13 protein-coding genes are annotated in these 13,976 nt (G+C 64.4%); 8 read left to right on the top strand and 5 right to left on the bottom strand.

All coding sequences use genetic code 11. From position 1 onward, the window contains the following. Positions 1 to 229 precede the first annotated feature (229 nt). Both BPHY_RS10955 and BPHY_RS10960 read left to right on the top strand, forming a co-directional pair. Complete coding sequence (locus BPHY_RS10955) at positions 230 to 742, top strand: hypothetical protein (RefSeq protein WP_012401534.1); 513 nt, start codon at positions 230 to 232, stop codon at positions 740 to 742. Beyond that, entirely contained in the window at positions 739 to 1,293 is a 555-nt protein-coding gene (locus tag BPHY_RS10960; protein ID WP_012401535.1) for a hypothetical protein, read from the top strand. The genes BPHY_RS10955 and BPHY_RS10960 overlap by 4 nt, the downstream gene beginning before the upstream one ends. A 99-nt stretch (positions 1,294 to 1,392) precedes the next feature. Here BPHY_RS10960 and BPHY_RS10965 read toward each other — a convergent pair whose 3' ends face one another. Together BPHY_RS10965 and BPHY_RS10970 are read right to left on the bottom strand one after the other, a co-directional pair. Then, positions 1,393 to 2,739, bottom strand: a complete 1,347-nt coding sequence (locus tag BPHY_RS10965; protein ID WP_012401536.1) for an ABC transporter ATP-binding protein — start codon at positions 2,737 to 2,739, stop codon at positions 1,393 to 1,395. A 22-nt stretch (positions 2,740 to 2,761) separates the two neighbouring features. Continuing rightward, positions 2,762 to 4,516 carry an ABC transporter permease gene (locus BPHY_RS10970; protein ID WP_012401537.1) on the bottom strand — a complete coding sequence of 585 codons (1,755 nt, stop codon included), beginning with the start codon at positions 4,514 to 4,516 and terminating at the stop codon, positions 2,762 to 2,764. Between the two features lie 716 nt (positions 4,517 to 5,232). On the opposite strand from BPHY_RS10970, the gene BPHY_RS10975 reads away from it, so the two are divergent. Then, positions 5,233 to 6,912 carry a sensor domain-containing diguanylate cyclase gene (locus BPHY_RS10975; protein ID WP_012401538.1) on the top strand — a complete coding sequence of 560 codons (1,680 nt, stop codon included), beginning with the start codon at positions 5,233 to 5,235 and terminating at the stop codon, positions 6,910 to 6,912. 148 nt (positions 6,913 to 7,060) lie between these two features. Further along, positions 7,061 to 7,327, top strand: a complete 267-nt coding sequence (locus tag BPHY_RS10980) for a double-stranded DNA-specific endonuclease (protein WP_012401539.1) — start codon at positions 7,061 to 7,063, stop codon at positions 7,325 to 7,327. 99 nt (positions 7,328 to 7,426) lie between these two features. On the opposite strand, the gene BPHY_RS10985 is transcribed toward BPHY_RS10980, so the two are convergent. Together BPHY_RS10985 and BPHY_RS10990 are read right to left on the bottom strand one after the other, a co-directional pair. Next, positions 7,427 to 8,755 (bottom strand): ATP-binding protein, encoded by a 1,329-nt coding sequence (locus tag BPHY_RS10985; RefSeq protein ID WP_041763970.1) that lies wholly within the window; start codon positions 8,753 to 8,755, stop codon positions 7,427 to 7,429. Further along, positions 8,739 to 9,464: a response regulator gene (locus tag BPHY_RS10990; RefSeq protein ID WP_012401541.1), complete on the bottom strand. Its 726-nt coding sequence runs from the start codon at positions 9,462 to 9,464 to the stop codon at positions 8,739 to 8,741. The genes BPHY_RS10985 and BPHY_RS10990 overlap by 17 nt, the downstream gene beginning before the upstream one ends. 223 nt (positions 9,465 to 9,687) lie before the next feature. On the opposite strand from BPHY_RS10990, the gene BPHY_RS10995 reads away from it, so the two are divergent. Then, positions 9,688 to 10,236: a periplasmic heavy metal sensor gene (locus BPHY_RS10995; protein ID WP_012401542.1), complete on the top strand. Its 549-nt coding sequence runs from the start codon at positions 9,688 to 9,690 to the stop codon at positions 10,234 to 10,236. A 103-nt stretch (positions 10,237 to 10,339) separates the two neighbouring features. Here BPHY_RS10995 and BPHY_RS11000 read toward each other — a convergent pair whose 3' ends face one another. After that, complete coding sequence (locus tag BPHY_RS11000) at positions 10,340 to 11,047, bottom strand: pirin family protein (RefSeq protein ID WP_012401543.1); 708 nt, start codon at positions 11,045 to 11,047, stop codon at positions 10,340 to 10,342. A 417-nt stretch (positions 11,048 to 11,464) separates the two neighbouring features. Between BPHY_RS11000 and BPHY_RS11010 the strand changes: the two genes are divergently transcribed. The 3 genes from BPHY_RS11010 to BPHY_RS11020 all read left to right on the top strand — a co-directional run bounded on the left by BPHY_RS11010 (position 11,465) and on the right by BPHY_RS11020 (position 13,968). Continuing rightward, entirely contained in the window at positions 11,465 to 12,241 is a 777-nt protein-coding gene (locus BPHY_RS11010; RefSeq protein WP_012401544.1) for an ABC transporter substrate-binding protein, read from the top strand. 327 nt (positions 12,242 to 12,568) lie between these two features. Next, entirely contained in the window at positions 12,569 to 13,258 is a 690-nt protein-coding gene (locus BPHY_RS11015) for an ABC transporter permease (protein ID WP_012401545.1), read from the top strand. After that, complete coding sequence (locus tag BPHY_RS11020) at positions 13,255 to 13,968, top strand: ABC transporter permease (RefSeq protein WP_012401546.1); 714 nt, start codon at positions 13,255 to 13,257, stop codon at positions 13,966 to 13,968. Before BPHY_RS11015 ends, BPHY_RS11020 begins: the two co-directional genes overlap by 4 nt. Positions 13,969 to 13,976 lie beyond the last annotated feature (8 nt).

The following is a 13,976-nucleotide window of genomic DNA, read 5'->3' on the forward strand; positions in this document are numbered from 1 at the left end:
GGCCTCGCAGCATGTTTTGCAATTGCTTGCATTTTCCCTATGCCAATTACAAAAAGCATCCTGCACAATGCCGCAGCGAAAAATCAGATGGTGTCTGCCTTCGCGCTGGCGCGCCCCTGACGCCGAAGGCACGAGCAGGAGCAAAGACGAACACATGCAAAATGCAACGCATTGCGGCAAGCACTCCACGCAAACGACCGCCTGTCGGCGATCACGCATCCCGGGCGTCATGCCCATTGCAGCACTGGCTGTCGCGCTGGTATCGGCATTGAGCGGTTGCAGTTCGCTGTATTCGGAAGGCGCCACGGCAGGCGCTGGTATCGCCGGCGCAGCGATCGCCGCCAAGGTCACCGACAATGCCGCCGTGGCGACGGGCATCGGCCTCGGTGCAGTCGCAGCCGCGCGCGCGGGCGTGCAGTACTCGGAACGCGTGATCCACCGCAACACCCAGGACAGCATCGCCGTGGCGGCCGGCCCGCTCGCGGTCGGCGCCGTCGCACCGTGGAGCATCACGCATTCGGTGCCGCTTGAAGAAGACGAGCACGGCCGCGTGACCGTCAGCCGTACGATCAGCGCCGGCGAGCTCGACTGCAAAGAGATCGTGTTCTCCGTCGACAAGACCGCGACGAAGAACGTGCCCGCATCGAGCGCGTTCTATGTCGCCTCGATCTGCCGTGACGGCGGTGCTTGGAAGTGGGCGTCGGCCGAACCTGCAACCGAGCGCTGGGGCTCGCTGCAATGAGCACGCGCGAGGCAATCGGACGCGTGAGCGGCGCAACGGCCGCGCGGCTCGCGCTAATCGGCGCGCTGTGCATCGGCGCGGGCGCCATCGTCAGCGGCTGCAGTTCGGCCTCCGTCGGTGCAGCGGCGGGCGCGGGCGCGGGCGCGGCGACAGGCATCGTCACGGCCAACCCCGCGGTGGGAATCGGCGTCGGCATCGCGGTGCAGGCCGCCACCGACGCAGCCGTCGCGCGCTATCTGCGCGTGATGCATACGGATCAGCAGAACGTGATCGCCGCGCTCGCGGGCGCGATGCCCGTTGGCGAAACACGCGACTGGAGCGTCAAGCACTCGCTTCCCATCGAGAACGGCCACGGCCAGGTACGCGTGACGCGCGCGTTCGCATCATCGCTCGCGATCTGCAAGGAGTTCGTGTTTTCGGTCGTCGACGGGGACAAGCCCGACTCGAAGGTCTACTGGTACACGGCGAACGCCTGCCAGCAGGACAACAAGGGCTACTGGAAATGGGCATCGGCGGAACCGGCTGTCGCTCGCTGGGGCAATTTGCAGTAGCCACCACGCGTTGTACGGCGCGACAAACACAAAGGGGAGCCGCGGCTCCCCTTTTCCATTGCCCGCAAGCGCAAACGCACGAGCCTCTTCAGGCCCACATCAGGACTCCACGTCCTCGAGACTGAAGATTTCCGTCTGGTCGTTGTACGAGAAAATTTCCGCGTAACGGCCCCAGTTGATGACGGCATCGAGGGTCTCCTCGGCGGCGCTGTCGGACAGAAAGTCTTCCAGTTCCTGCTCGAAGCGCACGCGCGGCGCACGGTGCCCCGGCCGCTCGTTCAGCACTTTCTTGATCCGCGCCGCCAGCGGCACGTGCTTGAGCAGGTGATCGGCGAACATCAGCTTGCGCTCCTGCGTGCCGAATTCGGCGAATACGCGCGCGGGCGGCGTCAGGAAGATGTCGCCTTCGCGCACGTCGGCAAAGCCCAGGTGCTGCAGCACTTCGGCGATCGGGAACAGGTCGTCCACTTCGAGATGCAGCGAGCGCGCGATTTCCGGCATGTCCGCACGCCCGTGATAGGGCGCGGCGGCGAGCGTTTCGATCAGACCCGCCATCAGGTTGGTCGACACGTGCGGCAGCCAGCTATGCAGCTCGAGCCCCTTCTTGGTCGTTTCATCCGTCTGGCGCGCCGTCATCTTCGCGTAGATGTCGTCGACCAGCTTGCGGAACGCCGGGTCCAACCGGTTGCGCGGATGCTTGAACGGCACCTTGATTTCGGCGATCACTCGGCCCGGGTTCGACGACAGCACGAGGATCCGGTCGCACATGAACACGGCTTCCTCGATGTTATGCGTGACGATCAGCACCGACTTGATCGGCATGCGGCCTTGCGTCCACAGATCGAGCAGGTCGGTACGCAGCGTTTCTGCCGTCAGCACGTCGAGCGCGGAGAACGGCTCGTCCATCAGCAGCAGCGTCGGATCGACCACGAGCGCGCGCGCGAAGCCCACGCGCTGGCGCATGCCGCCCGACAGCTCCCGTGGATACGCGTTCTCGAAGCCGTCGAGACCGATCAGGTCGATTGCGGCAAGGGCACGTTCGCGGCGCTCGCGCGCACCGACGCCCAGCGCCTCGAGCCCCGCTTCCACGTTCTGCAGCACGGTCAGCCACGGGAACAGCGCGAAGGTCTGGAACACCATCGCGACGCCTTCGGCTGGGCCTTTGAGCGGCTTGCCCATGTAGGTCACTTCGCCGTCCGTCGGCTCGATCAGCCCGGCGATGATGCGCAGCAGCGTCGACTTGCCCGAGCCCGAGCGGCCCAGCAAACCGACGATCTCGCCCTCGCGCAGCGACAGATTGGCGTCGTCGAGAACGAGCAGCTCGCCTTGCGTCTTGTTGAAGCCGCGGCACACGTCCTTGACGCGCAGGATTTCGTCGCCGAGGCGCGGTGGCATCGGCGGCGTCTGGACTGGCGTGGCGGCCGTTACGGTCTTTGGATGTTGCATCGCGTTATGCCTTCAATGAATCTCAATCGAGCCGCAGGCGGCTTTCGGCGTAGGCGTACAGAGGGCGCCACAACACGCGATTGAAGAGGGACACGAACAGGGACATCACCGCGATGCCCAGAATGATTTTCGGATAGTCGCCCGCCGCCGTGTACTGCGCGATATACGCGCCGAGGCCGTGCGCAGCGACCTTGGTATCGCCCCACTGCACCGCCTCCGCGACGATGCTCGCATTCCACGCGCCGCCCGAGGCCGTGATCGCTCCCGTCACGTAGTACGGGAACACGCCCGGCAGCATCGCCTGACGCCACCATTGCCAGCCGCGGATGCGGAAGTTCTTCGCGGCTTCCTTGTAGTCGTTCGGATAGGCGCTCGCGCCCGCAATCACGTTGAACAGGATATACCACTGCGTGCCGAGCACGATCAGCGGCGAAAGCCAGATGTCCGGGTTCAGATCGAACCTCACGATCACGAGCACGAACGCCGGGAACAGCAGGTTTGCGGGGAACGCGGCGAGAAACTGCGCGAGCGGCTGGACCTTCTCGGCGAGCGCCGGACGCAGACCGATCAGTACGCCCACGGGCAGCCACACCACGGAAGCCAGCGCAATCAGCAACGTCACGCGCAGCAGCGTCAGCAGGCCGAGGACGAACACATGGCCGACTTCATCGAGCGTGACTCCCGTACGCACATACGCGACCACGCGGTACACGACGAACGCCGTCACCAGCATGACGATCACGGACCAGACGATGTCGCCCGTCTTCGACGGCTTGTGCTCGACCGGCTTCGCGAAGCGCACCGGACCGACGCGCGGCCAGCGGATAGGCACACGCGCCGCCTTCGCGAACATCCAGCCGATCGGCACGAGCAGCCGGTGAATCAGGCGCGTGCGGCGGATCAGGTCGAGCAGCCACGACTCGGGCGCGTCGCCGGAACTCGTGTTCTCCATGCGGAACTTGTCGGTCCACGCGACGAGCGGACGGAACAGGAACTGGTCGTACGCGAGAATCACCACCGTCATTGTCAGGATCACCCAGCCGATTGCGTGCAGGTTTTTTTCGGCGATGGCCTGCGCCAGATACGAGCCCATGCCAGGCAGCGTGATCGTATGGTTACCGACGGTGATCGCTTCGGACGCCACCACGAAGAACCAGCCGCCCGACATCGACATCATCATGTTCCAGATGAGGCCGGGCATCGAGAACGGCACTTCGAGCTTCCAGAAGCGCTGCCACGACGTCAGATGGAAGCCCTTCGACACTTCGTCCAGATCGCGCGGCACCGTGCGCAGCGACTGGTAGAAGCTGAAGGTCATGTTCCACGCCTGGCTGGTGAAGATCGCGAAGATCGCGGCCAGTTCGGCGCCCAGCACGCGAGACGGAAAGAGCGCGAGGAAGAACGTCACCGTGAACGAGATGTAGCCGAGCACGGGCACCGATTGCAGGATGTCGAGAATCGGCACGAGCACCTGGCCCGCGCGGCGGCTCTTGGCCGCCAGCGTGCCGTAGACGAGCGTGAACACCAGCGACGCCACCATCGCAGCGAGCATGCGCAGCGTGGTGCGCAGCGCATACTCGGGCAGATTGGCCGGATCGAGCGAGATCGGCGCGTTCTGCAAAGTCGAGATGGGCGCCATCGTTTCGTGGAAGCCGACGACGGCCATCGCGATCAGACAGATGATCAGCGGGAACGCAATGAAGTCCCAGCGATTGGGCAGCACCCGCCAGGCGGACGCGTTGGCGGTGCGGTTCAGGGTGAAGCTGAACAGATCCATCAGACGCCCCTCTGTTTGCGGCGACACGCGGCCATGCAGCAAGCCATGACGGCTACGCCCGCGCCGTCATGGGTCGCGGCGGCGCGACGGTCCGGGGTTCGATCAGGAAAGCGGAATTCAGGCATGGCAAAACGCAAATGCGCGGTAAATCGTTGGCGTTGAAGACGCATTGGCCGGCGACGAATACGTCGCGCGGCGCCCCGTGCGGGCCTGCACTCACGGCTCGCGCAATCGTGTTGCGCGGGCCGCCGCCAGCAGGCCGGCGAGCTTTCCTCATTTTGGACGGCACGACACTACTACAACCTGTGTGACAGAAACAACCGTTGACATTCAGATGTCACTTTGAATGGCTCCGGGAATGGATCTGTAAGCAGCAGGCCACGTGCAGCCAAGGCCGGGCTTGCGCCCACTCCTCGCCAGACCGTCGCGCCCGAGCCACATGCCATTGGCCGCGTTGCTATTCAGAAAGTGCGGCGGGAGGCCGTTAACACCCCACACGGGACTTTCGCACGCGCAAATCCTGACTGGCGCCCGGCCGTGCGGCGGTTAAAATCGGGAAGCGGCGACAACCTGCTGGCCGCCGGCGAGGACGGCGGCGCGGCGAATTATCCTGGCTCCGTGCGGTGCACGGGGGGAATCGACAGGAGCGGCCCAGCGCCAGCGCGTTGCAACGAGAGACGTTGTTGCATGAATCAGTCAGACGGATCAGAGGGTCGATGAAAAGGACAACCTTGCGCCAGGCATTGGGACCGGCCAGTTTCGTACTGGTCGTGCTCGCATGCTGGTTCGCCTCCGGCCTGGTCGCGGACCGGATGGTACAGCAAGAACTGGATACCGCACTGCGCCAGCAGCGGCAAATGTCCGCCTCGATCGTCTACAACATGGCCGAAGTGATCGCGAGCGACCTGGCAATGTCCCGGGCCATACCCGCGACGATGGCCGAGCTCGGTGTGATTCAACAGGCTCTGACGCATTCGCAGAATTATGCCGCTTCAGGCGTGGACCTGGAACCCGCGCACCGCGAGGAGCTGTTGAAATCGCCTGAACTGGCGGGCATCAACGGCTTTTTGCGTGACGCCCAAGGCTTCTCGGGACTCGACATCATCTGGCTCGTCAACGCCAACGGCCTGTGCGTCGCCGCGAGCAACGCGCAGAACGCGCATTCGTTCGTCGGTATCGACATGCGCTCGCGCAGCTATCTGACCAACGCGCTGCTTGGCGCCTTTGGCGAGGCGTACGGCGTCGGCCGCATGAGCGGCGAGCCCGGCATCTTCATCTCGGCGCCCGTGTACGACGACGGGCTGCTGGTCGGCGCGATCGTCGCCAAGGTCGGCATCGCGCGACTGCGCCACTGGGTCGCCCACGCGGGCACCTTCGTCACCGACGACAACGGCGTGATCATCATGGCGCACAATGCCGCGCTCGAAGGCCAGGCGATGCCAAACTCGCGCGTCACGCAGATGAAACCGGCCGAGCGCATGAGCACGTATCATCGCGTGCAGTTTCCCGCCGTGCAGATTCAGCCCGTCAAGAGCCAGGTGCGCGGCGATGCGCCGTGGGTGCCCGCCGACATCGCCGACCAGCTGTACGACATGCCGAGCCAGCCGATCCCGACGCTCTACCAGTCGCGCAGCGGACTGAACTCCGGCCTGTCGGCGCATCTCGTCGATCCGCTCGTCGCCTGGCCCGAACTGATGCGCAATCACAAGCGCGATCATCTGCTCGTCTTCCTGACGCTCGCGGGCACGGTGGCGCTCGCGTGGGTGATCACCGTGTCGTATCTGCGCGAGCGGCGTCATCACCGCGCGACCCGCGTGCTCGCGGAACAGCTGCAGTCGGCGAACACGCTGCTGTCGGCGGAAGCCCGCCACGATGCGCTGACGGGCGCGCTGTCGCGCCGCTACTTCCTCGACCTGCTGCGCCATGAGATCGAGCGGGCGCGCGCGACGGGCGAACCGCTATGCATGGCGATCGCCGACCTCGATCATTTCAAGCAGATCAATGACCGCTTCGGGCACGCGGCGGGCGACCGGGCGCTCGAACATTTCGTCGACACGTGCCGCACCGCGCTGCGCGGCAGCGACGCGATCGGCCGGCTGGGCGGCGAAGAGTTCGGCATCCTGCTGCCGGACACGCCGCTCGGCACCGGCCTCGAAGTGGTCGAACGCCTGCGTGTGCGGCTGAAGACGATGCCGTCGACGAAGCTGCCGCAATCGGTGGGCTTGAGCGTAAGTATCGGCATCACGGAACTGTCGGCGGAGGACTTGCCCGAGCGCATCATCAGCCGCGCCGATCAGGCGCTCTACGCCGCGAAACAGGGTGGCCGCGACCGCAGCGAAGCCGTGCCGCCCGACGACACCGCGCCACCCGCGCGGGCCCCCGTCAACGCGTGGTAACGGGCAGCTTCAGTCGAACCCGATCGCCCTGGCACGATGCGGGGCGCATTCCATATCGAAGCCGCCGGGCAAGCGGAGCGCAAGCAGGTATGATCGACTTTCGTATACAAAGTCGTGATCATCGCTTTTCGCTCCCCCGGAGGTTCGCATGAAGGGAAATCTGGTCATCGTCTGCCGCGATCAGGACGCTGACGCTTTCGACCATCTGCTCGCAGAATACGGCGCGTTTCAGACGCGCCTGTCATCGACCGCGTGGTATCTGAAACTGGACGTGGCGCCCGAAGTGATACAGGAAGAAATTCTCGCGCGTCTTGGCAAGTACACGACGCATTACATCTTCGAGGCCGACACCGTGACGTGGAACACGGTGGACAGCGAAGCCGCCGCCGCGCTCAACACGCTCTTCACCGAGTAGAGCACGTTGCGGTGCCAGGCCCGATCGCACGCTCTGCTCGCCCCGCCGTTTCTTTTTCTTTCTTGCTACGCCGCGCAGTGGATTGCGCGGCACGTGCACTCACCAGACGCTTTCCGACGCTGCCGCTGTGCGCGGCACCGCCTCGAGCGGGAAAGTCATCTGGACACGCAAGCCGCTCCCGCCACTCCCTGAGTCGTTGTTGCCGATCTGCCATTCACCGCCCGCACGCCGCACGAGCCGTTCGACGATCGCGAGGCCGAGCCCGCTGTGACCGTTGCCGCCGCGCGCCGGATCGAGCCGCACGAACGGACGGCTCGCGTTGATCAGGTCCTGCGCGGCAATGCCGTTGCCGTTATCGGTAACCGTTAGCGTGAAGCCTTGCGGTGTGCGCGCCGTCGCGACGACAATGGGCGGCGCACCGTACGCATGCGCGTTGTCGAGCAGGTTGGACAGGATGCGGTCGAGCGTAGCGGCAGGCAGCCTGAACCCGTCGCCGGCGCGCAGATCGGTCAGCACGGTCGGCGTACCGCCCGAGACGGCCCGATAACTGCGCACCACGCGCTCGCACTGGCCGTCCACCTCGACGGGTTCGCTTCGATCCGCACCGTCGTGCGCGAACACGAGAAACTGCTCGACGATGTGCGTCATCGAATCCACGTCGCGCACGACGCCGTCGCGCATCTTCGCTTCTTCCATCATCTCGGCCCGCAGGCGCAGACGCGCAAGCGGCGTCTTGAGATCGTGCGCGACGCCCGCCAGCATCACCGCGCGGTCATGCTCGGTGCGCGCGACTTCCTGCACCATCTGGTTGAAGCCGTGCGTGAGTTGACGCAACTCACGCGGACCGCGCTCGCGCACGGGCGGCACGGGCAGACCGCGTCCGAAACGGGTCACTGCCTGCGCGAGCGAACGCAGCGGCTGCTGCAACTGCCACGCGGCGAACAGCGCGGCCATCACGCCCGCCGAGAAAATGATGCCGAGCCACAACACCATCCGGTCGAGCGAGCGCGGCGGACGCAGCGGCTGCACGGGCACGACGATCCAACTGGCATCGCTCGCGGCGCGCACCCACAGCGTGGGCGGCTTGCCGGGCGTGCCGACGCGCACTTGTGTCGAAGCGGGCAGACGGTCGCGCACGTCGTCGACGAAACGGTCGAGCGGCGCGGGCAGATTGGGCACCTCAGGCGGGACGTCGGTGCTGGCGGGATCGACGAGGCGCACACGCGACGGCAACGGCTGATCCGGCTCACGTCTTACGTGATCGCGCACCGCATCGACGAGGAACACGGCCTCTTCGACGGCATAGCGCGTCTGCGACTGGTTCCGTTCAAAACGGACCAGCAAGTACCATGCGAAATGCGACACCAGCAACACGCACACGACAAGCAGCGCGAGCCGCCCGAACAATGAATCAATTGGACGACGCATGTTGCTCGCCATCCGGGACGAACACGTATCCGCGTCCGCGCACTGTCTGAATGAAGCGCGGCACGGACGGATCGGTTTCGAGAATGCGCCGCAGGCGCCACACCTGCACGTCGATGCCGCGGTCCGTACCGTCGTACTCCGGCCCGTGCAGCAGTTCGAGCAGGCGCTCGCGGGTGAGCGTGCGCATCGGGTGGTTGACGAAAATCTTCAGAAGCGCGAATTCGCTGCCCGACAGTGTGAGCGGCTTGCCTTCCTGATGTAGCGTGCGCGACTGGAAGTCCAGCGTGAAGCGGCCGAACGAGAACGGCTCGCGCTGCTCAGGCGCAGCGGCCGACGGCACCGTCTTGCGGCGGCGCAACACCGCCTGCACCCGCGCCAGCAGTTCGCGCGGATTGAACGGCTTGCCGAGGTAATCGTCGGCACCCAGTTCCAGCCCGACGATGCGGTCCACGTCGTCGGCGCGCGCGGTGAGCATGATGACCGGGATGTCGTCGCCCGACGCACGCAGCTTGCGCAGCGCCGTGAGGCCGTCGACGCCCGGCATCATCAGGTCGAGCACGATCAGATCGGGCCGTTCGCGCTCGATACGGCGTTCCAGGGAACTGGCGTCGTGCAGCACCGATACCTCGATGCCCTGGCGGGCCAGATAATCGCGCAGCAGGTCGCGCAGTTCGACGTCGTCGTCGACGACAAGAATTTGAGTAGCCATGGTTCGAAGTGTAACGCGCGCCCCGAAGCGTTTCGGACCCGTCCGGCCCCGAAAGGGTTACCGGGTGTTACCGCGAAAGGCGCACGTAATGTCGCGTAACTTCCGCAAGGATACGCGTAACACGGCCCTCGTTCGATGCCTCTACGCTGTGCCTTACCGAATGCACGCCAGTTCACCTTCGAGACGGGCGGCATCGTCGGCCAGTTGATCAAGGAGCACAGTAATGTCCAAAAAAACATCACGCTTTCTCGCCATTGCCGCTGCATCGCTCGCGCTGAGTCTCGGGTCTGCCTTCGCCGCGCAACCGTCGGACGGCCCCGGCGGCCCGGGCATGGGCCACGGCGGTCCGGGCTGGCATCACGGCGGGTTCATGAAGGAACTCAACCAGTTGCACGGGCAACTGAAACTGAACGCCGACCAGGAAAAGTCATGGCAGGCCGCGCTCGACACGATGAAGCAAAGCCATGAAGCCGAACGCGCGAATCACGAGCAGATGCGCCAGCAGTTCAAGCAGTTGCAGCAGCAGCCAATTCTCGACCTCAACGCGATGCACGCCGCGCATCAGCAAATCGAGCAAAAGGATGCGCAGCTGCGCGAACAGACGGCAACGGCATGGCTCAACTTCTACAACGGCCTGAACGATCAACAGAAGACCACCGTCAGCACGGCGCTCAAGCAGCACTTCGCGAAGATGGAGCAGCGTCACGACAAGATGCGCGAGCGCTGGGAAAAGCATCGAGGCGATGAGGCGGCCTCAGCTGTGAAGCCTTAAGCAGAACGCTCGCACCGCCCCGACAAGAAAAACGCCACGGCAAAGCGCTTCCGTGGCGTTGCTACGTGGCACGTCGGAATGTACCGACGAACGCGCTGTTCGCTCAACGCAACTGCCCCAGATCGAACAGCAGCACTTCGGCGCCTTCGCCGTTTTCGACGGTGACGTGCGTGGCATCGGAGACCATCGCGGCATCGCCCGCCTTGAGCGCCTCGCCGTTGACCGTGACGGCGCCGCGCGCGACGTGCACATATGCCTGGCGCCCGGCCTCGAGCATGTATTCGGCGCGCTCCGCGCCATCAAACAGGCCAGCATGGATCGACGCATCGGCGTGAATCGTCACCGAGCCGTCGCGGCCTTCCGGCGACGCCACGACGCGTAGCCGGCCGCGCTTGTCGGCATCTTCAAAGCGCTTTTCCTCGTAGCCCGGCGCATCGCCCGTACGCTTCGGGATGATCCAGATCTGCAGCAGATGCAGCGGGTCGTCCTGCGAGGCGTTGAACTCGCTGTGCATCACGCCCGTGCCCGCGCTCATCCGCTGCACGTCGCCCGGGCGGATCGTCGAGCCGTTGCCCAGGCTGTCGCGGTGCGACAACGCGCCGTCGAGCACATAAGTGACGATTTCCATGTCGCGATGGCCGTGCGTGCCGAACCCCTGCCCTGCGGCGATCCGGTCTTCGTTGATCACGCGCAGCGGACCGAAATGCATGTGCTCGGGATCGTAGTAGTCGGCAAACGAGAAGCTGTGCTTCGCGTTCAGCCATCCGTGGTTGGCGTGGCCACGCTCGTCGGAACGGCGGATCCTGATCATCTGACTCTCCCGTGAAAATTGGCAATGGAGGGAATGTATGGGCTGTGCGCGATCAGAACAATCTGCGCCGCCGCACCGGATCGTTTCAGAAATGGCGGCAATGGCGCGAGGCCGCGCGATGCACGTGGCACCCGTCGCTGCGTCGCCGTGGCGCCGCGTTCGACGCGCATGTCTCTGGCGGCAAAGGGCTTTTTCCGCGTCGTGACTACTGGCACCGCCCGCCCGTTCGGGTAAAATACCGCGCTTTTTGGAATGGCTCGCCGCGCAGGCCGCGTCCGCACGGGCCGAAGCAGCACCGAAACAATCCGCCGCCCGTTCAGGCAACGCATTTTTGTCCGCCTAGAATGGCGTCGGCCGGCCGCGAGCGGCCATCGTCAGCGCGCGCAGGCGCCGCGGCGACGGGAAGTCAGGAGAAACATGAAGAAGTACACACTGTGCGTGGCGCTCGCCGTCATGGCTTCGGCAGCCATGGCGAAAGAATGGAAAACGGTGCGCATCGGGGTCGACGCCAGTTATCCGCCGTTCGAATCGATCGCGCCGAACGGCCACATGGTCGGCTTCGACGTCGATCTGACCAAAGCGCTGTGCGCGAAGATGAACGTGAAGTGCGTGTGGATTGCACAGGACCTCGACGGCATCATCCCGGCGCTCAAGGGCAAGAAGTACGACATGATCGTGTCGTCGCTGACCGTCACCGACAAGCGCCGCGAGCAGATCGACTTCTCCGACAAACTGTTCGACGCGCCCGCGCGCATGATCGCAAAGAAGGGCTCCCCGCTGCTGCCGACGGCAGAATCGCTGAAGGGCAAGCACGTCGGCGTCGAGCAGGGGTCGACGCAGGAAGCGTATGCGAAGGCGTACTGGGAGCCCAGGGGCGTGACGGTCGTGCCTTACCAGAACCAGGACCAGGTGTACGCGGATCTGGCGACGGGGCGTCTCGACGCTGCGTTGCAGGACGAGCTGCAGGCCGACTCCGGCTTCCTGAAGACGCCACGCGGCAAGGACTTCGCGTGGGCGGGACGGGAAGTGAAGGACGCAAAGACGATCGGCGACGGTACAGCCATCGGCCTGCGCAAGGAAGACGGCGAGCTCAAGGCCATGTTGAACAAGGCGCTCGCCGACATCCACAAAGACGGTACGTTCACGAAGCTCGAGAAGCAGTATTTCGACGTCGATATTTTTCGGAGTCGCTGACGCAATTACCCATTGCCGCAAGCGATGGCAAAAGCTCGGGCAGGCACGGATGGGCCGGCCCGCGAGCTTCGTAATACAGTCGGACCCAGCAGCAACGCAGTCCCAGTTCACGCAACAAACGGAAGCAACAAGCTAAAAGCAACACTCGGAAGCAAACAAACGCGCTGCCGGCCGCGATGCAGGATTGGCCAGGCAGTCATGATTCGCACAGCGGCATGCTGTGCGCCGCACGGGAGACATCGAAGGCCATCGGTCTTCGCGCGAACCGCCGCAGCGTACGATTGCCGCGTCTTTCGCGGCGCGCGGAAGCGTCGTCAAGGACTCACTATGCTCTTTCAAGGCTACGGCCCGATCATCTTTGCCGGCACGGTGCAGACCGTGAAGCTGGCTATCCTGTCGCTCGCGCTCGCATTCCTGCTCGGTCTGCTCGGCGCGGCAGCGAAGCTGTCGAAGAACCGGGTGACATACAGCGTCGGCACGATCTATACGACGCTGATTCGCGGCGTCCCGGATCTCGTGCTGATGCTGCTGCTCTTCTACAGCATCCAGATCTGGCTGAACAATCTGACCGACATGCTCGGCTGGGACCAGATCGACATCGATCCGTTCGTCGCCGGCGTCGCCGTGCTCGGCTTCATTTACGGCGCGTACTTCACCGAGACATTCCGCGGCGCATTCCTCGCCGTGCCGCGCGGCCAGCTCGAAGCGGGCGCCGCGTACGGCATGACGGGCTGGCAGGTATTCTCGCGGATCATGTTTCCACAGATGATGCGCTTCGCGCTGCCCGGCATCGGCAATAACTGGCAGGTGATGGTCAAAGCGACGGCGCTCGTGTCGATCATCGGTCTCGCGGACGTCGTCAAGGCGTCGCAGGACGCCGGCAAAGGCACGTTGCGTTTCTTCTTTTTCACGCTGATGGCAGGCGCCATCTATCTGCTCATCACGACGGCTTCGAACTTCGTGCTGATGTACCTCGAAAAACGCTACTCGACTGGCGTGCGCAAGGCGGAACTATGATCGAGCTGATCCAGCAATACTGGCGCAACTATCTGTATACGGACGGTTACCGCTTCACGGGCGTCGCCATCACGCTGTGGCTGCTGGTGATTTCCATTGGCCTTGGCTTCTGTCTCTCGGTACCGCTCGCCGTGGCGCGCGTGTCGAAGAAGAAGTGGGTCGCAGGCTCGGTGTGGCTGTACACGTATATCTTCCGCGGCACCCCGTTGTACGTGCAACTGCTGCTCTGCTACACGGGTTTGTACAGCCTCGAAATTATCCGTTCGAACGCGCTGACCAACGCGTTCTTCCGCGACGGCATGCATTGCACGCTGCTCGCGTTCACGCTGAACACGTGCGCATACACGACGGAAATCTTTGCCGGCGCGATCAAGGCGACGCCGTATGGCGAGATCGAAGCGGCGCGCGCGTACGGCATGTCGCAGTTCACGCTGTATCGCCGCGTGATCCTGCCGTCGGCGCTGCGGCGCGCGCTGCCGTACTACAGCAACGAAGTGATCCTCATGCTGCACGCCACCACGGTCGCCTTCACCGCGACGGTGCCGGACATCCTGAAGATCGCACGCGACGTCAATTCGGCGACCTACCGTTCGTTCGACGCGTTCGGTATCGCCGCCCTGCTCTATCTGATCATTTCTTTTGCGCTCGTCTGGCTGTTCCGTCGCGCCGAGCGCCGCTGGCTCGCTTATCTGCGCCCGCAAGGCAAGTAACGACGGCG

The organism is Paraburkholderia phymatum STM815 (assembly GCF_000020045.1).
Taxonomy (GTDB): Bacteria; Pseudomonadota; Gammaproteobacteria; order Burkholderiales; family Burkholderiaceae; genus Paraburkholderia; species Paraburkholderia phymatum.